At 61.6% G+C, this 21,986-nt stretch carries 25 protein-coding genes; 14 read left to right on the forward strand and 11 right to left on the reverse strand.

All coding sequences use genetic code 11. From position 1 onward, the window contains the following. Positions 1–80 precede the first annotated feature (80 nt). The 4 genes from AC1DE4_RS16885 (at position 81) to AC1DE4_RS16900 (ending at position 5,223) form a co-directional block, all read left to right on the forward strand. On the forward strand, positions 81–1,583 hold the full coding sequence (locus tag AC1DE4_RS16885) for a protein adenylyltransferase SelO (RefSeq protein ID WP_025661049.1): 1,503 nt from the start codon (positions 81–83) through the stop codon (positions 1,581–1,583). Positions 1,584–1,715: 132 nt separating this feature from the next. Beyond that, positions 1,716–4,055, forward strand: a complete 2,340-nt coding sequence (locus tag AC1DE4_RS16890) for a glucose/quinate/shikimate family membrane-bound PQQ-dependent dehydrogenase (RefSeq protein ID WP_477882087.1) — start codon at positions 1,716–1,718, stop codon at positions 4,053–4,055. 115 nt (positions 4,056–4,170) lie between these two features. Continuing rightward, the gene (locus AC1DE4_RS16895) at positions 4,171–4,629 is read left to right on the forward strand and encodes a hypothetical protein (RefSeq protein WP_340650670.1); all 459 of its coding nucleotides are present in this window, start codon (positions 4,171–4,173) and stop codon (positions 4,627–4,629) included. 183 nt (positions 4,630–4,812) lie between these two features. Then, the gene (locus AC1DE4_RS16900) at positions 4,813–5,223 is read left to right on the forward strand and encodes a type II toxin-antitoxin system VapC family toxin (protein ID WP_477882089.1); all 411 of its coding nucleotides are present in this window, start codon (positions 4,813–4,815) and stop codon (positions 5,221–5,223) included. 198 nt (positions 5,224–5,421) lie between these two features. Here the strand turns inward: AC1DE4_RS16900 and bla are convergent, their stop codons facing one another. The 3 genes from bla to dmeR all read right to left on the reverse strand — a co-directional run bounded on the left by bla (position 5,422) and on the right by dmeR (position 7,654). Further along, positions 5,422–6,312 carry a class A beta-lactamase gene (gene bla / locus AC1DE4_RS16905; RefSeq protein ID WP_477882091.1) on the reverse strand — a complete coding sequence of 297 codons (891 nt, stop codon included), beginning with the start codon at positions 6,310–6,312 and terminating at the stop codon, positions 5,422–5,424. Between the two features lie 67 nt (positions 6,313–6,379). Continuing rightward, on the reverse strand, positions 6,380–7,357 hold the full coding sequence (gene dmeF, locus AC1DE4_RS16910) for a CDF family Co(II)/Ni(II) efflux transporter DmeF (RefSeq protein WP_477882093.1): 978 nt from the start codon (positions 7,355–7,357) through the stop codon (positions 6,380–6,382). A 24-nt stretch (positions 7,358–7,381) separates the two neighbouring features. Then, a complete protein-coding gene (gene dmeR, locus AC1DE4_RS16915) occupies positions 7,382–7,654 on the reverse strand; it encodes a Ni(II)/Co(II)-sensing transcriptional repressor DmeR (protein ID WP_477882095.1) in 273 nt (90 codons plus the stop codon). Between the two features lie 51 nt (positions 7,655–7,705). On the opposite strand from dmeR, the gene AC1DE4_RS16920 reads away from it, so the two are divergent. The 3 genes from AC1DE4_RS16920 to AC1DE4_RS16930 are packed head-to-tail and all read left to right on the forward strand — an operon-like array spanning position 7,706 to position 9,177. Next, on the forward strand, positions 7,706–8,032 hold the full coding sequence (locus AC1DE4_RS16920; protein ID WP_113471771.1) for a hypothetical protein: 327 nt from the start codon (positions 7,706–7,708) through the stop codon (positions 8,030–8,032). Between the two features lie 31 nt (positions 8,033–8,063). Continuing rightward, the gene (locus AC1DE4_RS16925; protein WP_018116573.1) at positions 8,064–8,558 is read left to right on the forward strand and encodes a GNAT family N-acetyltransferase; all 495 of its coding nucleotides are present in this window, start codon (positions 8,064–8,066) and stop codon (positions 8,556–8,558) included. A 40-nt stretch (positions 8,559–8,598) separates the two neighbouring features. Beyond that, complete coding sequence (locus tag AC1DE4_RS16930; RefSeq protein ID WP_018859477.1) at positions 8,599–9,177, forward strand: type 1 glutamine amidotransferase family protein; 579 nt, start codon at positions 8,599–8,601, stop codon at positions 9,175–9,177. Between the two features lie 18 nt (positions 9,178–9,195). On the opposite strand, the gene AC1DE4_RS16935 is transcribed toward AC1DE4_RS16930, so the two are convergent. The 4 genes from AC1DE4_RS16935 to AC1DE4_RS16950 all read right to left on the reverse strand — a co-directional run bounded on the left by AC1DE4_RS16935 (position 9,196) and on the right by AC1DE4_RS16950 (position 12,537). Next, positions 9,196–10,161: a phytanoyl-CoA dioxygenase family protein gene (locus AC1DE4_RS16935; protein WP_477882097.1), complete on the reverse strand. Its 966-nt coding sequence runs from the start codon at positions 10,159–10,161 to the stop codon at positions 9,196–9,198. A gap of 128 nt (positions 10,162–10,289) precedes the next feature. Continuing rightward, the gene (locus AC1DE4_RS16940; protein WP_112824390.1) at positions 10,290–11,207 is read right to left on the reverse strand and encodes a cytochrome c; all 918 of its coding nucleotides are present in this window, start codon (positions 11,205–11,207) and stop codon (positions 10,290–10,292) included. Between the two features lie 97 nt (positions 11,208–11,304). Continuing rightward, positions 11,305–11,754: a c-type cytochrome gene (locus AC1DE4_RS16945; RefSeq protein ID WP_477882099.1), complete on the reverse strand. Its 450-nt coding sequence runs from the start codon at positions 11,752–11,754 to the stop codon at positions 11,305–11,307. A 144-nt stretch (positions 11,755–11,898) separates the two neighbouring features. After that, on the reverse strand, positions 11,899–12,537 hold the full coding sequence (locus AC1DE4_RS16950) for a LysE family translocator (protein WP_018116351.1): 639 nt from the start codon (positions 12,535–12,537) through the stop codon (positions 11,899–11,901). 129 nt (positions 12,538–12,666) lie between these two features. Here AC1DE4_RS16950 and AC1DE4_RS16955 point away from each other — a divergent pair, with 129 nt between their 5' ends. After that, positions 12,667–13,368 carry a helix-turn-helix transcriptional regulator gene (locus AC1DE4_RS16955; protein WP_477882102.1) on the forward strand — a complete coding sequence of 234 codons (702 nt, stop codon included), beginning with the start codon at positions 12,667–12,669 and terminating at the stop codon, positions 13,366–13,368. 70 nt (positions 13,369–13,438) lie between these two features. Here the strand turns inward: AC1DE4_RS16955 and AC1DE4_RS16960 are convergent, their stop codons facing one another. Beyond that, on the reverse strand, positions 13,439–13,708 hold the full coding sequence (locus AC1DE4_RS16960; RefSeq protein ID WP_112824392.1) for a hypothetical protein: 270 nt from the start codon (positions 13,706–13,708) through the stop codon (positions 13,439–13,441). A gap of 31 nt (positions 13,709–13,739) precedes the next feature. Next, complete coding sequence (gene xth / locus AC1DE4_RS16965) at positions 13,740–14,534, reverse strand: exodeoxyribonuclease III (RefSeq protein WP_477882104.1); 795 nt, start codon at positions 14,532–14,534, stop codon at positions 13,740–13,742. A 193-nt stretch (positions 14,535–14,727) separates the two neighbouring features. Between xth and AC1DE4_RS16970 the strand changes: the two genes are divergently transcribed. Beyond that, positions 14,728–15,282, forward strand: a complete 555-nt coding sequence (locus AC1DE4_RS16970; protein WP_018859484.1) for a hypothetical protein — start codon at positions 14,728–14,730, stop codon at positions 15,280–15,282. Between the two features lie 145 nt (positions 15,283–15,427). Beyond that, positions 15,428–15,664, forward strand: a complete 237-nt coding sequence (locus AC1DE4_RS16975) for a hypothetical protein (protein ID WP_477882106.1) — start codon at positions 15,428–15,430, stop codon at positions 15,662–15,664. A gap of 47 nt (positions 15,665–15,711) precedes the next feature. Here AC1DE4_RS16975 and AC1DE4_RS16980 read toward each other — a convergent pair whose 3' ends face one another. Together AC1DE4_RS16980 and AC1DE4_RS16985 are read right to left on the reverse strand one after the other, a co-directional pair. Beyond that, a complete protein-coding gene (locus AC1DE4_RS16980; protein WP_112824394.1) occupies positions 15,712–16,563 on the reverse strand; it encodes a metallophosphoesterase in 852 nt (283 codons plus the stop codon). Between the two features lie 108 nt (positions 16,564–16,671). After that, positions 16,672–17,274: a superoxide dismutase gene (locus AC1DE4_RS16985; protein ID WP_018116360.1), complete on the reverse strand. Its 603-nt coding sequence runs from the start codon at positions 17,272–17,274 to the stop codon at positions 16,672–16,674. Between the two features lie 200 nt (positions 17,275–17,474). Between AC1DE4_RS16985 and AC1DE4_RS16990 the strand changes: the two genes are divergently transcribed. The 4 genes from AC1DE4_RS16990 to AC1DE4_RS17005 all read left to right on the forward strand — a co-directional run bounded on the left by AC1DE4_RS16990 (position 17,475) and on the right by AC1DE4_RS17005 (position 21,803). After that, positions 17,475–17,804: a hypothetical protein gene (locus AC1DE4_RS16990; protein WP_025661062.1), complete on the forward strand. Its 330-nt coding sequence runs from the start codon at positions 17,475–17,477 to the stop codon at positions 17,802–17,804. Positions 17,805–18,017: 213 nt separating this feature from the next. After that, the gene (locus AC1DE4_RS16995) at positions 18,018–19,508 is read left to right on the forward strand and encodes a hypothetical protein (protein WP_477882109.1); all 1,491 of its coding nucleotides are present in this window, start codon (positions 18,018–18,020) and stop codon (positions 19,506–19,508) included. Between the two features lie 193 nt (positions 19,509–19,701). Beyond that, entirely contained in the window at positions 19,702–21,003 is a 1,302-nt protein-coding gene (locus tag AC1DE4_RS17000; protein WP_018116222.1) for a hypothetical protein, read from the forward strand. Further along, positions 21,000–21,803, forward strand: a complete 804-nt coding sequence (locus AC1DE4_RS17005) for a COG3904 family protein (RefSeq protein ID WP_477882111.1) — start codon at positions 21,000–21,002, stop codon at positions 21,801–21,803. The genes AC1DE4_RS17000 and AC1DE4_RS17005 overlap by 4 nt, the downstream gene beginning before the upstream one ends. Positions 21,804–21,986 lie beyond the last annotated feature (183 nt).

Consider the following 21,986-nt stretch of genomic DNA (forward strand, 5'->3'; position numbering starts at 1 on the left):
AAGCGCCGCACGACCAGCCGCAAGCTCGGAGCAAGGGCTCCCGGCTTGCGTCATGCGCGCCGGAGCCCTACCTAAAGCATATGACCCTTGCTCAGAATGCATCCCCTTCGCGGCCCTTCGCCTTCGACAACAGCTATGCGCGGTTGCCACAGCAATTCTTTACGCGCCAGGCGCCCTCGCAGGCCGCCGAGCCGTGGCTGATCAAACTGAACGAACCGCTTGCGGAAGAACTCGGCCTCGATGTCGAGGCGCTAAAGCGCGACGGCGCGGCGATCTTTTCGGGCAACCTCGTGCCTGAAGGCGCCGATCCGCTGGCGATGGCCTATGCAGGGCACCAGTTCGGCTCCTTCGTGCCATTGCTCGGCGACGGGCGGGCGATCCTGCTTGGCGAGGTGATCGACCGAAACGGCCAGCGCTGGGACATCCAGCTGAAGGGTGCGGGCCAGACCGCCTATTCCCGCCGCGGCGATGGCCGTGCCGCGCTCGGCCCGGTGCTTCGGGAATATATCGTCAGCGAAGCGATGTATGCGCTCGGCGTCCCGGCAACCCGCGCGCTGGCCGCCGTTTCGACCGGGCAGCCCGTTTATCGCGAGAACATTCTGCCAGGTGCAGTGTTTACCCGTGTTGCCGCAAGCCACATTCGCGTCGGCACGTTCCAGTTCTTCACCGCGCGGGGCGATACCGACGGCGTTCGGGCGCTGGCCGATTATGTGATCGACCGGCACTATCCGGAACTCAAGGACAGGGACAATCCCTACCTCGCGCTCTACGAGACCGTCTGCGAGCGGCAGGCGGCCTTGATCGCCAGGTGGCTGCATATCGGCTTCATCCACGGCGTCATGAATACCGACAACATGACCATTTCGGGCGAGACGATCGATTTCGGCCCCTGCGCCTTCATGGACGAATACCATCCCGGCACGGTCTTTTCCTCGATCGACCAGGGCGGCCGCTATGCCTATGCCAATCAACCCGGCATCGGCCAATGGAACCTGGCACGGCTTGGCGAAACCCTGTTGCCGCTCTTTGATGCGGATGCGGAAAAGGCCGTCGAGCTCGCCAACAGCGTGATCCAGCAATATGGCGAGCGCTTCCAGATCCACTGGCTGCGCGGCATGCGCGAGAAGATCGGCCTATCGACCGTCGAAGACGGCGATCTGGACCTTATTCAATCGCTGCTTGCCGCGATGCAGGCAAGCCAGGCCGATCTTACCCTCGCCTTCCGCCGCCTTTCCGACGCCGTCGGTCCAGGAGATGGCGAGGCACTGTTCCTCTCGGCTTTCCGGGAACCGGATGGGGCGCGCGAATGGCTTGCCCGCTGGCGCGACCGCCTGACCCGTGACGAGGGCCGGACCGAGGCCGAGCGCAGGGCGGCCATGCGCTCTGTCAATCCCGCCTTCATTCCGCGCAACCACCGCATCGAGCAGGCGATCAACGCCGCCGTCGAGGATGCCGACTTTTCGCTGTTCGAGGCGTTGCTTGCCGTTCTCGCCAAGCCGTATGACGACCAACCGGACTTTGCGGCCTACATGGAGCCGCCGAAGCCGGAAGAACGTGTGCTGCAGACCTTCTGCGGCACGTGATCGGATGCAAACCTATCCCCTCTGACACCTATGGTCGCAGTTGACGCCCATTGCGACCGCTCTATCTCGCTGATTAGAAGGCATTTTTCGCGCCTGACCGCACCCGGCTAACCTCAGCGGGAGTTCCCCATAATGGTAGTAATCGTCATTACCTCCGTTCTTTTCATGCTCCTCGGCCTTGCCCTGGTCGGCGGCGGGCTTTGGCTCATCATCCTTGGCGGCAGCTTCTTTTACCTCTTCGCCGGTGCGATGTTTCTCATCACCGCCGTCCTGCTTCTGCTGCGTCGTGCAGCCGCCCTGTGGGTCCACGCGGCTCTGATCATCGTTGCGCTTGTCTGGGCGATCTGGGAGGTCGGTTTCGATTGGTGGCAACTCGGTCCGCGCGGCGGTCTGATCATCCTGCTCGGACTGTGGCTGCTGACGCCCTGGATCCGTCGGCCCCTCGGCTTCCAGAGTCCGACCGGGACGTCCTACGGGGCCAGCCACTGGCCGCTTACCATTCCGGTGCTGATCGCCATCGCCGTTGCGAGCTTCTCGATGACGACGGACCCGCATGACCTGCACGGCAACCTGCCGACCGAGGCTTCCGGCACGACGACATTCGGCGGCACCGTTCAGGACGGCGAATGGCACCAGTATGGCCGCACCCCATTCGGCCAGCGCTACTCGCCGCTCGACCAGATCAATGTTAGCAACGTCAAGGATCTCAAGGAGGTCTGGCGTTATCAGACCGGTGACGTGAAGCGACCCGATGATGTCGGCGAAACGACCTACCAGGTGACACCTCTCAAAGTGGGCGACACGCTCTACCTCTGCACGCCGCATAACTGGGCGATCGCACTCGACGCGACGACCGGCAAGGAAAAATGGAAATACGACGCCAATTCCGGCATGAACCCTGACAGGCAGCACCAGACCTGCCGCGGCGTCACCTATTACCACGATACGGCGACGGCCGCCGGCCAGCCCTGCGTCGATCGGGTCTACCTGCCGACCTCGGATGCGCGGCTGATCGCTCTCGATGCGCTCGACGGAAAGGTCTGCACGAGCTTTGCGGATCAGGGTGTGCTGCATCTTGAGCAGGGCATGAAGTACAATCCGGCCGGCTACTACTATTCGACCTCGCCGCCGGTCGCGGTCGCCGGCAAGCTGATCATCGGCGGGGCCGTCAACGACAACTATTCGACGCACGAGCAGTCCGGCGTCATCCGCGCATTCGACATCAATTCAGGTGCTCTGATTTGGAACTGGGACTCCGGCAATCCCGATGTGACAACCCCCCTGCCCCAAGGCCGGACCTATACGACCAACTCTCCGAACAGCTGGTCGGTCTTCAGCGTCGATGACGGGCTCGGCATGGTCTACATCCCGCTCGGCAACCAGGTGCCGGACCAACTCGGTATGAACAGAAGCGAGAACGTCGAGAAATTCTCCTCCTCGATCGTCGCGCTCGACATCAACACCGGGCAGCTGAAATGGGTTCAACAGTTCGTCCATCACGATCTCTGGGACATGGACGTGCCGGCCCAGCCGGTGCTCTTCGACATGAAGAAGCCCGATGGGACCGTCGTGCCGGCGCTGGTGGGCCCGACCAAGCAGGGCGACATCTACGTGCTTGACCGTCGTACCGGTGAGCCGATCATTCCCTTCAAGGAAATCCCCGCGCCATCAGGTGCCATCCCTGAGGATCATACGTCGCCGATGCAGCCGATCTCCGACCTCACCTTCTCGCCGCCGCCGCTGCAGGAGAACGACATGTGGGGGGTGACTCTGCTCGACCAGCTCGCCTGCCGCATTGATTTCCACCGATACAAATATGAAGGGCGATATACGCCGCCTTCGCTCGTGGGCTCGATCATCTACCCCGGCAATTTCGGCACCTTCAATTGGGGCAGCGTTGCTGTCGACCCGGAGCGGCAGATCATGTTCGGCATGCCGACCTATCTTGCCTTCACCTCGCGGCTGGTTCCCGCCTCCGACATCCCGCCGAAGGGGCAGGATGAGAAAGGGAGCGAACAGGGCCTCAACCGCAACGACGGCGCACCCTACGGGGTATTCATGGGACCGTTCCTCGGACCGCTCAAGGTCCCCTGCCAGGCGCCGCCATGGGGCTACGTCGCCGGCGTCGATCTCCTCACCGGCAAGATCGCCTACAAGCTGAAGAACGGCACCGTGCACGACATGACGCCGCTGCCGCTGCCGTTCAAGGTCGGCGTACCCGGCATCGGTGGCCCGATGCTAACCAAGGGCGGGGTCGCCTTCCTCGGGGCTGCCGTCGACAACTACCTGCGAGCCTACGATGTCACCAACGGCCAACAACTATGGCAGGCCCGTCTGCCGGCCGGCGGCCAGGCGACGCCGATGACCTATACGACCAGCGACAACAAGCAGTTCGTCGTCATCGTCGCCGGCGGACATGGCTCGGTCGGCACCAAGGCCGGTGACTATGTGATCGGCTACGCCCTGCCCTGACGCCTCGAGACCCATTGGATGGCCGCCACTTGTCCCGGCCATCCGAGCCCGCCGACACAAGCTCCGGGCAGGACTGCCGCGCCATTCTCCGCGCATTGCTCAAAGGAGAATTTTCATGAAGATCGGCAGCAGCATTTCCAGCACCTATGGACTGAGCAACCTCTTCAGCCAATCCGGCCAACGCAACAAGCAACAGACGGGTGATATCGAACTCAGCGTTCGCCAGAGCGGCGCGGCACTGCAGCCAAGCAGCACGCCGACGTCGATCTCCAGCACGATGTGGGCGCTGCAGAGCAGCGGCACCGTGACCATGGACGGCACCGAAGATCCCGCGAAAGCACGCCATGACGCTGTTGTCTCCGAGTTTACCGATCTCGCCGACCAGACTCCGGCGGAGCGGATCCGCGACCAGGTCCTTCAGCGGCTCGGCCTGACCGAGGACGATCTCAAGGCGATGCCGCCAGAACAGCGCGAGGCCATCGAAAAGCAGATTGCCGACGAGCTGAAGCGGCAGCTGACCGGCGACGGCGACAGCAAGGACCAGCCGAGCACCGACACGATCATCGGTGCCTAGATGCGGAGCTGGCGTAGTCGCGCTTTGCCAGCCGGTCGATCCGGCGGACCGTTTCTGACGACCGGAAGGCGGCAGAGCGGGCTCGACGACGGATTGGGGCATTTTTTGCTGTCGGCACTGGAGGGAGGATGATCTAACCGCACAAGCTGGATCCGCATCAATGTCCAGGGAGGGAAGATCGTGATGAAGAAGCGGTTTGCGATCGCGGCAGACGCTGCGCTCCTGCTCGCGAAGAACGCCGCAGAGGTCCCTGACAGCCACGCCTTGGTTGCCCCGACGCTCTTGCGATCCCAGGTATTGGCCCGCCTCTACTCGGCGGTTCGTAATGGCGATCTGGACAAGAGGGAAGCTGACGATCAGCTGGACTATCTTCGAGGTCTGAGAATTCGACTGCTCGGCGACCGCGTGTTGCAGCGGTACGCGTGGAACATCGCCAGCAAACTCGAATGGACGAATACCTATTGTGCCGGATACATCGCCGTCGCGCAGCTCCAGGCGGACGCATTGGCTACTCTGGACCCTGATCTTGCCGCGGCGGCGCAGTCCTTCGTCCGCGTTGCCTCGGTGGAGGATCTGCTCGCAACGATCGCGTGAGTATGGCGATAGACGACAACAGGGCGGCTGCTTTCGGCGCAAAGCGGTCATGTTGAGTTGCCAAAGGACCAGTGGCGCCACATTTCACGAAACCTGCCTGGCACAACGCTTCAGTTCGGCGATGAAGCCTTCACAAACTGACTCAGATCGATGCGACGGAGATTCACGTTTCCGTAGCATCTCTTTGAGAGGAAAGCGCTATCCGACCATATCGGCCACGATCTTTCCGACCTCGGCGAAGACAGGGTTGATCTCGGAGACCGGCGCCTTGGCCTGCGTCAGGTAAGCCGCGACCAGGATCGCACCGTGACCGGGCGGCCAGACGACGGCGATATCGGCAGCGCTGCCGTTGTTTCCGGTGCCCGTCTTGTGGCCGATCTTCCACGTGTCCGGCAGGCCGGCGCGCAGCCGCGCGCCGCCTGTCGTGTTCGCCACCATCCACGCCACCAGCTTGTCACGCGACGGTTCCGACAGGGCCGAGCCCAGCGTCAGGTTACCGAGTGTGTCGACCATCGCGTCCGGCGTGGTCGTATCCTGCGGGTCGCCGTCCTTGGCTTCGTTGAGCGCCGTTTCCCAGCGGTCGAGCCGCGTCGATCGATCGCCGAGCGTGCGCAGCCATTTGGTCAACTCGGCCGGTCCGCCGAAGCTCTCCAGCAGCAGGTTGCCTGCCGTGTTATCGCTCAGTGTGATCGCCGCCTCGCAGAGTTCGCCGATGCTCATGCCCTCGCCGCCGACGTGCTTTTCCGTTTCCGGCGAATAGGTGACGAGCTTGTCCTGCTCGTAGACGACGCGCCGCTCGAGATTTTCCTGTCCCTTGTCGACACGCGCCAGCACCAACCCCGCAGCCAGGACCTTGAAGGTGCTGCAGAGGGGGAAGCGCTCGGTCTCGCGGTAACCGAAGGAGATGTTGGTCTCCGTGTCGATCGCCGACACGCCGATGCGACCGCCGATCGCCTTTTCGAGCGCGTCCATCCGCCGGTTGATTTCGTCGTCGCTGTTTTCCGACCACGCAACGCGCGGCAGGAGCAAGGCAGGTGAAAGCAATGCCGAACCGAGAAGGGTCCGGCGACGGATCGAAAAGCCACGCATGAGAATTCCTCTGCCTCAAATCAACGAACACTTGGCTAGAGACTGATTGTGGCCCCGATGAGTCGCGTCAAGCGGCTGCCGACTGCGTGACCTCGACGGTAACATGCGAGAGGCCGGCAACGGGTCCGAGCTTTGCCTTGTAGAAGGCAGGACTTTCCGCCTGTGGGGTCACCAGAGCGACGATCGCGGCGTGGTGGCCGGGACCGACCTGCCAGACATGGAGATCGGTGATCCGCTCGCCGCCCGTTTCCAGCGCCGAACGGATCTCGTCCTGTAGATCTGCCTCCTGCGGCACGACATCGAGCAGCACGCGGCCGGACGACCGCATCAGGCCCCACGACCACTGGGCGATGATAAGGCCCCCGACGATGCCCATCAGCGGATCAAGCCAGAGCCAACCGTAGAGGCTGCCGAACAGCAGTGCGGCGATGGCAAGTACCGAGGTCAGCGCATCCGCGATGACATGGACGTAGGCGGCGCGCATGTTGTTGTCCGAGGCATGTGAGGAATGTGCATGGTCGCCATGGTGGGCATGATCGCCGTGATGGTGATGCTCGTGATGGTGGGAATGGCCATGGCTGTGGCCATGATGGTCGTCCTTCAGGAGCCAGGCGCTCGCCAGATTGACCAACAGACCGACGACAGCGACGCCGATCGCCTGGGCGAAACTGATCTGCACGGGATGGGTGATGCGCAGGAAGCTCTCCCAGGCCATCAGGAGCGCAATCAGCATCAGAATGATGGCGCTGGCAAAGCCCGCGAGATCGCCGAGCTTGCCGGTGCCGAAGGTGAAGCGCGGATTGTGCGCCTGACGGCGGGCATAGAGATAGGCAACCGCCGAGATCAGCAGCGCACTCGCGTGCGTCGACATGTGCCAGCCATCGGCGACCAGCGCCATGGAGCCGTAGTAGATTCCGGCGCCGATCTCGACCACCATCATGACGGCGGTGAGCGCAATGACGAACCAAACGCGCCGGGCGTTGCGGTCGTGGTCGGCACCCAGGAAAACGTGGTCGTGCTCAAGTGTTTGGGTCTGTGCGGCCATCGCACGCTCCTCATGTCGGTTGTCTCAGCGAATGTAGGTTCGCAGAACTTCGGATATTTCCTCGACGGCCTCCATCCGGGCCTTCTCATCGGCGGCATGCAGGACATGCTCGTGAAGGTGGTCGTCCAGCACTTCACCGGTCAGGCCGTTCAGGGCGCCGCGGATCGAGGCAAGCAGCTGCAAGATCTCTCCGCAGGGTCGCTCCGCGTCCAGCGCGCGCTCGACGGCTTCCAGTTGGCCTTTCAGACGGCTGACGCGAGCCAGCAGCTTCTTCTTCTGGTGCGTGGTGTGGGACATAAGCTTATCCATTTAGCATAGGGGGGTACCCTATATACAAGTATCCCTGAGATGAAAAGCGACATCAACGGCCTCGCGATTTCGGCGCCAAGAGCGATCAGCGGCGGCGTACAGATCGGCATGACACTTGCCGATCTGGCTCTCGATGTCGGTGACCGAGCGATCGGACGGCTGCGTCAGGCGACGCTGTTCGCTTCCAAGCGCGAGCTCACAAAACCCATTGACAAACACCGCGTTCTGGATGATCTATCAACACATGATCAAGAACGCGCACATCACCAGCTCGTATTTTTGGCTGTACCTGTAAGGGGCGGCCGGACAGATCATATTGTCAACAAGCCGCCGTCAGGCGGCTTTGTTGTATCGGCAGCGTCCTGACGGCAGAACACCACACAAGGACGCGAAGACCATGCTTGAAATCGAAGACACCGAAATCTCATTGATCCGCCCGCCGGTGATCAATATCCGCGCCGCCAAGCCGCGTGACCTGCCCGAACTCAACGAAATGATCGGCCTGCTCGCCAAGCACCACGGCGATCCGGCCGCCTCGAGCCCGGAGCAGCTCGAGCGTGACCTGTTCGGTCCGGTGCCATGGATCAGCGCCCTGGTTGCCGAAAGCGATGAAGGCCTGATCGGCTACGCCATTCTTGTGCCGCTCTACAGGGCGCAGGACGGTGCTCGCGGCATGGATCTGCATCATCTCTTCGTGCGGGACGGCCATCGCGGCCATGGCGTCGGTCAGCATCTCGTCAACCGCGCCCGCGACACGGCCCGCAGTGCAGGCTGCGGCTACCTCTCAGTCAGCGCCGCCACCGGCAATGTACAGGCCCATCGCTTCTACGAGAATATGGACTTCGTGCCTCGCCCGGTCACCGGCATGCGCTATATGCAAGCTTTGGCATGAGCGGCATTGACCGCCCCGGACAGCCTGCAAGGAGAAACGGATGACCCGACTTGCAATCGTCCTCACCGATGGATTCGCCGACTGGGAGGTCGCCCAACTGACGGCCTCCGCGCGCTCCTATTTCGGCTTCGACGTGGTGATCGCAACGCCCGACGGCGCTGAGGTGCGCTCGATGGGCGGCATGCGCGTTGCGTCCGACACCGTCGCGGAAAACCTGCATGCCAATGCCTTCGACGGGCTGGTGCTGTGTGGGGGCACGATCTGGGAAACGGAAAAGGCACCCGATCTGAAGCCTGTGATCGACGACTTCACTACGCATGGCAAGCTCGTGGCGGGAATCTGCGGCGCGACTCTGGCGCTTGCGCGCGCCGGAGCATTGAATGCGACCGACCATACCAGCAACGCCGCCGACTTCATCGCCAGCGCGCCGGGCTATGCCGGCCAGGCGCACTACAAGGACAGCCCGCAGGCAGTGCGCGCCGGAAAGCTGGTGACGGCGCCGGGATCGGCACCGATGACCTTTGCTGCTGAAATCTACCGCGCCCTCGGGCACGCAGGCGACGACCTCGACCAATATGTCCTGATGTTCGGCGCCGAGCACCAGCCGAAGGCGGCCTAGGCCGACGCGCCGCTTGTCTTATCGAAGGACCGGCTCACCGTGGAAGCGGCGGCGTGAGGGCTTGGAAACACCGAAGCCCACCTCCATCATCAGACGCGGCTTCGTCTTGGCAACCGTGCCCATATGAAAACCGAAGGGATCCTCGGCGAAGCCGAAGCCGGCCGCGCCGGTCAGCGTCATCACGCTCTCCTTGCCGTAGAATTCGAGGATCTCGTGCGCGGGGTGGCCGACCAGAAGGGTCAACTGGTGCTTGAGGCGCCGCTTGTTGTGGCTGCCCCTGACATAGACATGCGGACCGGTGCCCTCGTCGACATCGACGAGATAGAAAAAGAACTTCAGCATCCGCCAGTCATCGAGATCGAAGTGATACTTGTCGAGCGATGCCAGGCTGCGGTCGGCTTCGCTTGCTCTCGTCGGAAAACTCCACCAGGTGCGGGTGGTGATCAGCCGGGYCTGCGCACCGAGATAGCAGCGCGCAATCTCCGACAGAACCGGATCGCGCTGGACAGCACGAACGGCTGGGCAATCAAGCGCTCGCTCGAAATGGTGGCCGCTCAGGATCGGCCGCTCCCATTGCTGCTCCACGGCTCGGTGATCGGACGCCAGGAACTCGATCTTGCGATCGAAATTTCCAAAGCATGGGGTCGCGCCTGCAAAGCTGGCGATTTCACGGGTGATCGCCTCGGGTAGGCTCAGGTTCGGAAATATCCCGTCGCGCCGCAGCGACGCGACGGCATCCGCATGATTCACGCCCTTGAAGAGGGTCGGCAGATTCTCGATCGCACCATTGCTGCGCCGCGCGGTCAGCCAATGCACCTTGCGCGCCGGGACGGTGCGCGCCAGCAGGAACATCGGCAGCCAGGCAGGATTTTCGCGGATGTCGGCCATGTAGGTCGGCAACCGGGCGACCATGCGCCGTAATTTGCCGCCCTTGCGGGCAACAGTTTCGAGATCATCCGCAGAGTTGACCGACGTAACATGCATGCGGCTGTCCTTTCGGAAGACGTTCTTGGGCGTCGTTCGGAAAGCGAACCGGGGTTCGCCACAGGGCATTCCAGTGCGTGGAGCCGAGTGGAGTGCTGCAATGCGGCATTTTTGAGATATCGCTAATATTAATGGCTCGGAACCGCCTTCAGGTAAGCTGCGATCGCCTCGAGCTCCGGCTTCGGCAGACGAGCGAGGTTGCGCTGCACCTCCGCCATCGAGCCGCCTGCCGTATCGAAGTCGGGCGTGAAGCCGGTTTCCAGATAGTTGGCGATATCGTCCTGGCTCCATGAGCCGACGGTCTTCGAGCCTGGCGTAATGTTAGGGATGCGGCCCCGGCCTTCCGGATTCGGTGCTCCCGACAGCCAGGTGTTTGCCACGAAGCCGCCAAGCCGATCGCGCTGCGTGTGGCATTCGCCGCAGTGGCCGGCGCCTTCGACCAGATACTGGCCGCGCTTGACCTTGTCGTCGACATTGGCCGCGAGCACGACGCGCGGCTCGTCGTTGAAATAGAGGAACTTCCAGCCGCCCAATGCCAGCCGGATGTTATAAGGGAAAGGCAAGTCGTGCGGCGGGGCGACGTTCCCGCTCTTCGGCAGCGTCTTCAGATAGCCGAAGAGATCGTTGATGTCCTTGTCGCTGATCCGGGCATAGGAATTGTAGGGAAAGGCCGGATAGAGATGCTGTCCGTTCGGCGAGACGCCACGCTTCATCGCATTGCCGAACTGCGCCAGCGTCCATGTCCCGATACCCGCCTTCTCATCGGGCGAGATGTTGGGCACGTGGAATGTGCCAAAGGGGCTCTTCAACGCCAGGCCGCCCGACAAGGTGAGCTTGGCATCGCCCTCCGATCCCGGCGCGGCGTGGCAACTGACGCAGCCACCCGTCCAGAAGACCATCTCGCCGTTCTTCAGGTCGGGGTCGCCGAGGTTGGCCCAGTGGCTTTCGGGGAGCGCGTTGGGCGCGGTGATGAAATAGAAGACCGCCCCGCCAATGACGAATACACCGACGAGACAGAGCAAATACCGGACGAACCTGCGGATCATTCACCGCTCCTGTTGCCAACCGCTTTGCGGAAAACATAAAACGATCCGCACCGGCAGCAAGGCTGGCACGGATCGTTCGAGCAAAATGCCTGGATCGCTATTCGGTCTTTATTCGGAATTTCTCATGACAGCCGCCGCAGTTGCCGCCAAGCGTCTTCAGGGCGCCGCCGACTCCGGCTGCGTCGGTCGGAAGCTGGGCGAGAACCTTGTCGGCATCCGCTGAAAGCTTCGCCGCACGAGCCTTGAAATCCTCGTGATCTTCCCAGATCTTCGGACTTGCTGCCTTATCCCCGGTTTCGGTGCCTGGCTTGAATTGATCCGGGAAAACCTTTGCCGTTTCCGAGATCGTCATCAGGGCAGCCTTCACCGCTTCCGCATTATAAGGCTTCTCGCCCTTGGCGATCGCTGTCATTGCCCCTGCCGCGCCCCCGACCTTCTTCATCAGCGCAGAACGTGCTTCGTGCGTGCCGTCCTCCGCTGCAATCGCAACGCCTATCACCCCCAGACCGGCGATCAGCACTGCCGCGGTTATAGCTTTCAGTCTCATGTCTGCACTCCTGTTTGATTACCAAAGGTCCTCAAAGCCCCGGCTTCGCTGGACGGGCGGCATCATTGCAAATTTTTCAGACCAAAAAAGTAACAAGTGGGTGAGACATCAGGAAAGATGGACCGTCAGGTGGCGGCGCCCTCCTCATAGGGACACGCGCCAGCCATGCCATGCCGTCAGTATTGAGACGGCGATCAGAAGGGCGCCTGCGACCCGTCCGACGAGGATCGTCGCCTTGGGATTGGACACCAGCAAAGTGCGGCTTCGCGCCGCTGTCAGCGCTAGAGTGCCATAGACAGCCGCTTGGGTCGCCATCGTCATAAAGCCCATGACCAGGCCCTGCGCCCAGATCGGTCCATAGATCGGCTTCAGGAATTGCGGGTAGACGGCGATCATGAAGAGATAGGCCTTGGGATTCATCAGGCAGGTCGCCGCGCCCTGGCGGAATGCCCGCCAGCCCGAGCCCAGACCGCCCGCCCCGACGGTCTCCACGGTGATCGAACTGCGAATCAGCGTGAAGCCGATCCAGGCCATGTAAGCGGCGCCGGCAAAGAGCAGCGGGTTGAACAGCGTCGGCAGGAGGACGGCGAGCACACCGACACCGATAGCGCCATAGAGCGAATGCACCGCCCCGCCCGCCACGATGCCGGCGGTCGCAGCAATGCCCGTGCGCCTGCCGCCGCTCAGGGAGTTGGCCAGCACGAACAGCATGTCCATGCCCGGGACAATGATGATGCCGAAGAGAAGGGTGAAGTAGAGCCAGAGATTTTCGCTGTAAGTCATGTCAGTTGCCCGCTATCCAATTCAAGGTCGATTTCCAAGACCGTGTTGATTTTCAATTCGATAGGGAAAGCTATACGACTGCCCAACTGACAGTGTATTGTCAGGAGCCTGGATCAACGGAGGCGAAAAATGCGCAAGGCCTCACGGCTTTTCGAGATCATCCAGATCCTGCGATTGGCGACCAGACCGATGACGGCGGCGGCCATGGCGGAGACGCTTGAGGTGACCGTGCGCTCGATCTATCGCGACATCGCCGCCTTGCAGGCGATGCGGGTTCCGATCGAGGGCGGCCGGGGCATCGGCTACATCATGCGGCCGGGCTTCGACCTGCCGCCGCTGATGTTCTCGGTCGAGGAAATGGAGGCCATCGTCTTGTCGCTGGCTTTGCTCGATCGAACCGGCGACGAGGAACTCAAGCAGGCGGCCAAGGGCGTCAACCAGAAGATAACAGGCGCCGTACCTGCGCCGCTGCGCCAGGCGATGGAACGAAAAGCGCTCTACGCCTGGGGATCCGTTGCCCAATCTCCTGTCGGGCTCGATCTTGGTCTGGTTCGTCGCGCCATCCGCGACGAACAGAAGCTGCAACTTGACTACCGCGACGAACTCGGCCGCGCGACGGAGCGCAGGATCCAGCCGATCGCCCTCATCTATTACTCGCAGACCGCCAACATTGTCGCCTGGTGTGAGCTGCGTCAGGCAATCCGCAATTTTCGCAGCGATCGTGTGGAGCATTGCGAAGCGGCAGACGCCTATTTCCGAGGCGAAGGCGACCGGTTGCGGCAGCTCTGGACGAACGAATGGATGAACCCGCCAGCCACTGCAACCGCCTGAGTGGATGAAAGGTGCGCGCCAGTGCTCTCCGCTTCCGCCCGAGTTTCACCGTCGGTGAAGTTGGCGCGAATCAGGTTTTGAACTCTTCGTCCAGGACCGGTGCGTCGGGCTTCTGCCGATCCAAACTCTCACGATAGCGGACGCAACCTCGGAGGAACTTCGGCCAGGGAGGCACCGCGATGTCGGGATTGAGCTTTTCCGGCAGCATTTCCCAGAGCTGAGGATGATGCCAACAGAGGTCTTGACCTGTGGCGTCGCGGTGTTTTCTGATCGCGTCGCGGAGGCGCTTCGCCTCCGTGATCAATTCGTTGCGCGACATCGTATCGAGGTCGGCATCCACCTTGCGTTCCTTCCAGTTTCATCGCTCGTGTTCACGCGTCGTCTTCGCGCTTGGGAACCTCAAGCTCGATCATCACTGGCGCATGGTCGCTCGTATGTTGCCAGCTCCTGGGCTTCCTGCGCACGCTCGCCGACTTGAGCCATGGGGCGATCATCGGGCTGAGCAGGAAATGGTCGATCCGGAGACCAGCGTCGCGTTCGAAGGAGCTTCGCCAGTACTTCCAGAAGGTATAGATGCGCTCGTTCGGATGCAGGTGCCTTACAGCGTCGGTCCAGCCTTGTGCGACCAGATCGGCATAGGCCTTGCGAACCTCCGGCCGGAACAAGGCGTCATCCAGCCAGCGCTCCGGCTTGTAGACGTCGATTTCCGTCGGCATGACGTTGAAGTCACCAGCCAAAACGGCCGGAATTTCGAGGTCGTGCAATTCGGCTGCATATTCGTGCAGCCGTCGGAACCAACGGAGCTTGTAATCGAACTTCGGGCCAGGGGCCGGATTTCCATTCGGAAGATAGAGGCACCCGACAAGGATGCCGTCGATGGCTGCCTCAATGTAGCGGCTGTGCGTGTCATCAGGATCGCTCCGAAGACCGCGCCGCGTCAGTATCGGCGTCGAGCCCCTGGATAGGATCGCGACGCCGTTCCAGCTCTTTTGTCCGTGCCAGATTGCGCCGTAGCCGGCCCGCTCGAGCGCACCGCGTGGAAACCGGGCGTCTTCCGTCTTCAGTTCCTGCAGGCATACGACGTCGGGCTTGTCCTCCTTCAGCCAGCGAAGAAGGATCTCGAGGCGTCCGTTCACGCCGTTGACGTTGTAGGTCGCAATCTTCAATGGCCGAGGCACGTTTCGATGGGTTTCGATCGAGGGGAAATGGAAAGCCAGACGCTAAAGTCCAGCCTCCAAAAAGTCCGCTTCGGATTGAATGGGCGACGGGATTGTTATCACGACCACGACCGCGCCTCCGTCGCCCACCGTAACAGCAAAATAGGATAGGGTGATGCGGGTCTATTGCGGAGGTTACGCCATGCCAAGTCCGTTCGAAGCCGTCAGTGCGTACTTCCATGCGAAAGACGGGAACCGGCCGTTCCTGATGCGCCACGCCTTCGCCGAGGATATTGCGCTGGAGATGGTGGTCAAGACCGACGCCATCTCCTTTCCAAGTTCAGCCAAGGGCCTGCCTGAGATCGAACAGATTCTCTGCCGGCGTTTCGCGAACGACTTCGAAAATGTCTATACTTTCTGCCTGGCTCGCCCCACAGACGCCAATCGACGCCATTTTCCATGCCATTGGCTCGTCGGCATGTCGGCGAAGAATAACGGAGACATCCGAATTGGCTGCGGCCGCTACGATTGGTACTTTTCCGACATCCAAGGTCTTGTCCAAAGGCTAGTCATTAGCATCGATCGGATGGAGATCATTTCGGCGGATCATTTGGGAGCGGTCATGGATTGGATCACATCGCTCCCATATCCGTGGTGCCAACCGGAGGACATCGTCCAAAGCATGCCTAGCGTCGTCGAACTGGCGCCAATCGCACATTATCTGCGAGAGATCAGATCAATTCCCCCGGACTTCTGAGGCCAGCGCGTTTGGTGGACGCCCGCTATGTCTTAATTAATAGCCATGCTGCGTCGCAGGCAGTATTATCCATGATCGGTCGGAATCTGTTGGCAACGGCCGCTTGGGAGTTTCGTGCTTCTGCCTGAGCGGAGCATCGAATGAAATGACAGCCCTATCAAACGTGATCTCCTTTACAGATGACATCAATGTCGTGTTCGAGGCTCTTTCGGAGTGGTGCTACCTGCACAAGAAAGACCCGAATAGCCTCGAAGGCTGCCGAGCCGCCTCAACGCTCTTCGATCTTTTCCAAGATGGCTGCGACACAAAGGACGGCCTTTTGAGCGCGATGGATCGAAGCGAGATAGCACAGCAGGTGCAGCAAGCCCTACCGATGGGTTGAAGGCGGCACCCTTTGCCGGCCCTATCCAGGCAACGATTGGCGGCAGCCTAGCGGAGCTTCAGCGTCCGGCTGTCCTCACGGCCGAAACCGTGAACTTCGATGCGATCGGCCCAGATTTCCACGATAGCCAAGGTATTCTCGGTCTCGGTATCGACCATCCCCTTGAAATTGAGGAAATGGCATCCCTCGAGCGTGCCGAAATTGCCGGCGTGGTTGTGGCCGCTGAAGTAGGCCGCGACATGTTTGTGCGCCGTCAGAAGAGTGATGATGCGCTCGCGGTCCCAGCTGTCGTGCGCGTTCGGCGGATAGACGGGGTAATGGTTCATGACGATAACCCGCTCGCCTGCAGCACGGGCTTTGTTAATCTGGTCTGAAAGCCAGGCGAACTGCTCGTCGCTCGGCATGGCGTTCCACTCCTGCGCGTTGATGGCGCCGGCTGCCCTAAGCTCGGCGAGCCGACGGGCGGCTATGTCCCGATAGGGATGCCCTTCCGGCGGCGCAAAGGTGCTGACCTCGTTGCCATCGAGAACGATGAACCGCCAGCCCTGCCTGGTGAAGCTGTAGTAAGGCGTCGCCATCCCGACGCGGGTGGCGACATCGGCCAACCGATCGGCTGCGACGGAAAAATCATGATTGCCGAGCAGGAAGAAATTTTCGTGTCTCAGGCGGTCGTAGACGGGGAGGATGTCGTCGAAGCTCTCGAAGTCCCGATCGATGATGTCGCCGAGCGTGATGACGAAGCTCAGTTCCTCGCCATTGAAAACCTCGACCGCCGCGGAGAGCTTGGCAAGGCTTCTGGCATAGTGGCGGTTCATTCCGACATGCGGCTCCCTCGCCGCATATTGCGGATCTGCGACGACGCCGAAACGGAGAATGGGAAGATCGGAAAAGGATGTCATGTCAGCGCTTTAGGCGCGCGGCATGACAAGCTTGTGACAGTCATCGAAAACAAAAACACCCGGCGTTTCGAGGCGCCGGGTGCTGACATCTTTTTTTGTGCGGGCCGATTACTTCGCTGCGGCTTCGTAGCGCTCCAGGACGTAGTCCCAGTTGATCAGGCTATCGACGAAAGCTTCCAGGTACTTCGGACGCGCGTTGCGGTAGTCGATGTAATAGGAGTGTTCCCATACGTCGACGCCGAGGATCGGGGTCGCGCCGTGAACGAGCGGGTTTTCGCCGTTCGGGGTCTTGGAGATTTCGAGCTTGCCATTCTTGACGGAAACCCATGCCCAGCCCGAGCCGAACTGGGTCGTGCCGGCAGCGATGAAATCGGCCTTGAACTTGTCGTAGCCGCCGAGGTCGGAATTGATGGCAGCTTCAAGCTTGCTCGGCAGCTTGTTGCCGCCGCCGCCCTTCTTCATCCACTTCCAGAAGTGGACGTGGTTATAGTGCTGGGCAGCATTGTTGAAGAGGCCGGCATTGGTGCCGAACGACTTCTTCACGACGTCTTCGAGGGAGAGATCGGAAAGGCCTGCCTCTGCCGCGAGCTTGTTGCCGTTGTCGACGTAAGCCTTGTGGTGCTTGTCGTGATGGAATTCCAGGGTTTCCTTCGACATGAAGGGCTGGAGCGCTTCGTAGTCATAGGGAAGTTCGGGCAATTCGAAAGCCATTGTGGGTCTCCTCTTGGCAATAGTTTGCGTAATCGGCAGGTGAGGCGGAACATAGGAGCGCAAGCATGGAGAGGCAACCTGCGAAATATCAAAAAAGACGGGCAGAGAGGAAAAATTGCCTTCGCCAAGCACTTGGCTTTGCAGCCCTAAATCGCTGATCATGGGCGAGTTTTACAACAGCTGGAAGACGGGCTTTTCAGATGCAGAGGAATAAAATCCGCTTTTGCATACTTGCCATGGCAATCGCTGCGGCGGGAACCGCCCGCGCCTCCTCAGGCGACGCCTGGCAGGAGTTCGCGTCCGAGGTTGAAGCCAAGTGCAAACAGGCGGCGCGCGCCTCGATCGAGTTTCCACATGCGGTCGTCGATCCGTTCGGCAGCGAGCACTACGGCATCGCCCTTGTAACCGGCAAACCGAAGGGCGCGAACGGCTTCGTTAGCTACTTTTGCGTCTACGACAAGCAGACGAAAAGTGTCGAACTCGGTAGCGAGCTTGAGACGGACGGCATGCGGATTCTCCCTGAGGAATAAGGTCGCCAGGCGGCTGTTGCGAGAATGTCACAGGTCAGCCGCTCAAACCTGTTGATTGTCATCTTGCGTATTTTGACAGCGACCGCGCCGCCGTTTCTAGATGCACGCACAGCATGCGTGTACGGAATCAAGGCAATTTTCGATAGGTTCGCTTAATTAGCTGAAATCCATATTTCGCCGGCGTTTTGACAGGGTACTTTTGGGGCATAATTCATGGTCATGAGTTTTTTTCGTCGCGCAGAAGACGGCGGCAAGTCGCTGTCGACAATAGGATACCGACCCGCTTCGATAACGGATCATTGCCCTTCCGCCGAAGAGCCGCTGCGCTATGCCATCCCTGACGTCAACGATTTCGCTGCTTTCGGTTCGGCGCTGGAGGAAAACCAGCGGACGTCGGAAGACCTGATGTCGAGCCTCGCATCGCTGCAGGAGCGCGTTTCCTCGCTGCTCGGCACTCACAGCCAGTCGTTGAACGAGACCGGTACGCTCCGCGCCGAATGCACGCGCATCAGCTCGCTTCTCGACTACGAAAGCCATGCGCGCCAGAAGGCGGACCAGGACAATCTTCGCCTGACAGCCGAGAACAAGGCTTTTTACGCCGACAACGCGCAGCTTCGCTCCGAGATCGACGCCTTCCGCGACGAGCTGACAAAGCTGCAGAGCGTGCATCAGGTCACGCGCGAAGAATTCACGATCATCGAAAACCGGCTGCTCGATGCCGAACGTGAACTGACGGATCGCGCCATCCAGTTCGATGAAGCCTCGACACTCCTGAAGCGCGCCCAGACGGAGCTCGACCAGAGCAGCCGCGAACTCTCTGCCACCCGCGAAAAGCTCGACAACGAGACGACGGCGCACCAGCTGCTGATCGAAACCTCGCGCCGCGAAAACGGCACCCAGGCGCGCGAAATGGCCCGCCTCAACGAGGAGCGCAGCCATCTGAAATCCAGCCTCATCGAACAGGAAGCCCAGGTGCGCAACCTCCAGATGGCCGTTGCGAGCCTGAAGCAGGACCTCGCCCTCTTCGAGGAGCGCCACAAGCGGCTCGAAGTCGAGCACGAGACCCTGCAGGCCTCCTCGGCGCTCGAGATCGCCCACCTGACGACGAAGCACGAGGCGATCGGCTCCAAGGCCGAACTCGTGGAGAAGCTACTCGTCACGGCAAACGGCCGCAACAAGATGACGGATGAGGAACTGCAGGCAGCCCGCGCCGATCTCAAGCGCGTCAAATCGGAACTCGTCACCGCCCTCTCCCGCTCGGAGCGCCTTGCCGAGGAACTGCAGCGCGCACGCACGACCGGCGCCGAGAGCGAGTCCGCCCGCCGCGAACTCGCCACGCAGACCAACGAGCTGACGCTGAAGCTGCGTGAGGCGGAGAGCCTGCGCGTGCGCCGCGACCGGGATGCCAATGCGCTGCGCCGCGACAACGATACGCGCATGGATTCCGATCGCTACGAAATCGGCCAGCTGCGCACCAGCCTGGAGATTGCCAAGTCGGAGATCCGGCAGTTGCGCGCCGAGCGCGCCATCCTGACCGGCCAGCTCGAAGTCGCACGCAGCGAACGGCCGGGCGTCGTGGTCCCCACCGCCGCCCTCGAGGAACGCGACGAAGTCCGCATGCCGGCGGCAGGCTTCACACCGATGATCGACATCTCCGAAAAGTCGTTGCGTGCGCCGTCGGCCGACAGCACGCCTGCCGAATAAGGCTTGACGGCGTCAGGCTTCGGCCTGATGCCAAACCTTGCTTTTGCCTGTATTATATTGGTTTCTTAAGGGGCTAAGGCCGATCGCGTGAACAAAGACTTGCGCGACCTGCCTTAGGTTATTGTTCTTGTGCATGTCCTTGCCTCGAACCGCTGCGCGTTTTCGGAAGGCATGCATTGGCCCGGAGGAGACCATGGCGCTCGGCACGTCGCATCGCTTGCAGGAAGGCATCGAATCCGTCGAGACCATGACCCGGTTCGCGTTCGCGATCCTGGCGCTCGCCTCCGGCGTCTACACCTATCTCGGCGTGCGGAGCATCCTCGACGGATCGGCAACCGCCGTGTTCTTCGCGGCGCTCATCTATTCCAGCGCCGTCTCGGTGGCGATCTACGCCTTCTGGACCTACATGGCCCGTTTTTATCCGCACGTGACCAGTACAGGCGGGCGGACGGCCATGCTTGGTGTCATGGCGCTCGGCTGCGCGATGATCATCGCCATGTCGAGCTGGCTCAACGCGGCCGCGCTGGCGGGTTCCGCGGCGCTCGAACAGCATCTGGCCGAAACGCTGGAAGACTACACGGCCGATCTCGACCAGGCGCATCAGAACGCGCTTGCCGCCCAGAGCCTGCTGCCCGACATCCAGCGCACGCAGGAACGGTTCCAGCGCCTCGCCGACCAGGAACGCGAGACCGGCGCGCTGACCGGTACGACCGGGGCCGGCAGCGTCGTGCAGCTCCTGTCGCAGATGGCCTCGCAGCTGACCGAGCTCGAAAACGGCATAAACGCCTCGCGCGAACGGGTGACGACGCTCTTCGACGCGGGCCGCAAGCATCTCGAGACGATGCGGACGCTGGTGTCGGCGCCGGGCGCGATCAATCCGCGCGCCGATCAGTTCGCTGCCGAAGTCGTCGGGCTTTCCGGCGTCATCACCTCGCTGGAGCAGACCTCGATCGCGCCGTCGGTCAAGCGCGCGGCGGAAGACCTGTCGCTCGGCTTCATCGCTCCGGTGGCGGATGGACGCGAGGCGGATCTTGTCACCCGGCAAGACCAGGTGATGGAAACGATCCGATCCTCCGTCGCGGCGCAATCGAAGGTGCTCTCACAGGCAGCCGACCAGATCCTCGAGCGCAAGCCGGTGTCCGAACGGCGGTTCGTTCCACTCTCCTCGGCCGAAGCGGTGCTGCGCTACGCCGGCGACTTCATCCCCAGCTGGGCCGGCGCCATCTCGATCGATATCTTGCCGGCGGTGCTGATCTTCATGCTGTCGATCGTCCACTCGACGCTGCGCCAGCAGGAGCAGCGCCTGCCCTTCGCCGAACGGATTACCGCGGCCGAACTGTTGCAGGCCCTGGAAGTGAGGCGTGAGATCCAGCAGCAGGGTGCCGACGTCGAGGCCGCCATGGATGCTGCAGAGCGCAGTGAAGCGGCGGACCAGTCGAATGTCGCGAGCTTCGACCTGTCAGGCAAAGGACCACGCAAAGGACCGCCGGCATGAGACTGGAAACGGCGGGGCAAAGGTTGAAGGACTACGTGCTCTCCGCCGATGACGGCACGCTGATGCGGCATGCCTTCCACGCTCTCCTCGCCGCAGCCGCCGTCTTCGTGGTGATAGACTGGCATGAAATCAGCTCCGACAGTCCCAACAGTCCGGCCTCCGATCCACTTACGCCGGGTGCCCTGCCCATGCTTCCGCCGGCTCTCACGCAGGGCAAACCCCAAAACGCACCTGCCGAGATCACCGCGGACCCCGAGGTCCTGATGAGGCCGATCCGCTTCGAACTGCAGGCGGACGGCGTGCTCCTTGCGCAGGGCACGATCGAACCCGGCGCGGCCGCACGCTTTGACGCCGAAATCCGGGCCCGTGGCGAGTACGTCAAAACAGTCGCGCTCGATTCGCCGGGCGGATCGATTGGCGACGCGATCGCCATCTCCACGGTTATCCGCGAACGCAAGATCGCGACCAGCGTCGCCAGCGGCGCGCTTTGTGTTTCCTCCTGCCCGATCGTCATGGCCGGCGGCGTCGTCCGTACGGCCGACAAGGATGCTGTCATCGGCGTACATCAGGTCTTCAACGCCACCAGGGAGAAGCTGTCGCCTGATCTCGCCATGTCCGAAGCCCAACGCACCACCGCCGATATCACCCGACATCTCGACGACATGGGAATCAAGCCGGACCTCTGGATCCACGCCATGGAAACGCCCCCCGACAGGCTCTACTACCTGTCTCCCGACGAGATGAAGGAATTCGCGCTGGTAGCGCCAGCTGTGGGGGTGGTGTCCAGGAAGACGAAATAGGCAGCCTGCCAATGCCCTAAAGCACGTGGCGATCTTCCGATTCTCTTGCCGCGCCTTGTTCTCGGCAACACGCAACGAGTGCCAACAACGACTGCTTACGGCTCGAAACGCTCCTCAGTATGAGGAGAGCGGCAGACCGCGTGATCGGAAATTCGAACCGCGGCCACCTTTGTCATTGCGCTA

The sequence above is a fragment of the Rhizobium sp. 10N414 genome (assembly GCF_056394785.1).

Coding starts and splice junctions, on each gene's coding strand:
- AC1DE4_RS16885 (WP_025661049.1), top strand. CDS start 81: ATGACCCTTGCTCAGAATGCATCCCCTTCGCGGCCCTTCGCCTTCGAC.
- AC1DE4_RS16890 (WP_477882087.1), top strand. CDS start 1,716: ATGGTAGTAATCGTCATTACCTCCGTTCTTTTCATGCTCCTCGGCCTT.
- AC1DE4_RS16895 (WP_340650670.1), top strand. CDS start 4,171: ATGAAGATCGGCAGCAGCATTTCCAGCACCTATGGACTGAGCAACCTC.
- AC1DE4_RS16900 (WP_477882089.1), top strand. CDS start 4,813: ATGAAGAAGCGGTTTGCGATCGCGGCAGACGCTGCGCTCCTGCTCGCG.
- bla (WP_477882091.1), bottom strand. CDS start 6,312: ATGCGTGGCTTTTCGATCCGTCGCCGGACCCTTCTCGGTTCGGCATTG.
- dmeF (WP_477882093.1), bottom strand. CDS start 7,357: ATGGCCGCACAGACCCAAACACTTGAGCACGACCACGTTTTCCTGGGT.
- dmeR (WP_477882095.1), bottom strand. CDS start 7,654: ATGTCCCACACCACGCACCAGAAGAAGAAGCTGCTGGCTCGCGTCAGC.
- AC1DE4_RS16920 (WP_113471771.1), top strand. CDS start 7,706: ATGAAAAGCGACATCAACGGCCTCGCGATTTCGGCGCCAAGAGCGATC.
- AC1DE4_RS16925 (WP_018116573.1), top strand. CDS start 8,064: ATGCTTGAAATCGAAGACACCGAAATCTCATTGATCCGCCCGCCGGTG.
- AC1DE4_RS16930 (WP_018859477.1), top strand. CDS start 8,599: ATGACCCGACTTGCAATCGTCCTCACCGATGGATTCGCCGACTGGGAG.
- AC1DE4_RS16940 (WP_112824390.1), bottom strand. CDS start 11,207: ATGATCCGCAGGTTCGTCCGGTATTTGCTCTGTCTCGTCGGTGTATTC.
- AC1DE4_RS16945 (WP_477882099.1), bottom strand. CDS start 11,754: ATGAGACTGAAAGCTATAACCGCGGCAGTGCTGATCGCCGGTCTGGGG.
- AC1DE4_RS16950 (WP_018116351.1), bottom strand. CDS start 12,537: ATGACTTACAGCGAAAATCTCTGGCTCTACTTCACCCTTCTCTTCGGC.
- AC1DE4_RS16955 (WP_477882102.1), top strand. CDS start 12,667: ATGCGCAAGGCCTCACGGCTTTTCGAGATCATCCAGATCCTGCGATTG.
- AC1DE4_RS16970 (WP_018859484.1), top strand. CDS start 14,728: ATGCCAAGTCCGTTCGAAGCCGTCAGTGCGTACTTCCATGCGAAAGAC.
- AC1DE4_RS16975 (WP_477882106.1), top strand. CDS start 15,428: ATGACAGCCCTATCAAACGTGATCTCCTTTACAGATGACATCAATGTC.
- AC1DE4_RS16980 (WP_112824394.1), bottom strand. CDS start 16,563: ATGACATCCTTTTCCGATCTTCCCATTCTCCGTTTCGGCGTCGTCGCA.
- AC1DE4_RS16985 (WP_018116360.1), bottom strand. CDS start 17,274: ATGGCTTTCGAATTGCCCGAACTTCCCTATGACTACGAAGCGCTCCAG.
- AC1DE4_RS16990 (WP_025661062.1), top strand. CDS start 17,475: ATGCAGAGGAATAAAATCCGCTTTTGCATACTTGCCATGGCAATCGCT.
- AC1DE4_RS16995 (WP_477882109.1), top strand. CDS start 18,018: ATGGTCATGAGTTTTTTTCGTCGCGCAGAAGACGGCGGCAAGTCGCTG.
- AC1DE4_RS17000 (WP_018116222.1), top strand. CDS start 19,702: ATGGCGCTCGGCACGTCGCATCGCTTGCAGGAAGGCATCGAATCCGTC.
- AC1DE4_RS17005 (WP_477882111.1), top strand. CDS start 21,000: ATGAGACTGGAAACGGCGGGGCAAAGGTTGAAGGACTACGTGCTCTCC.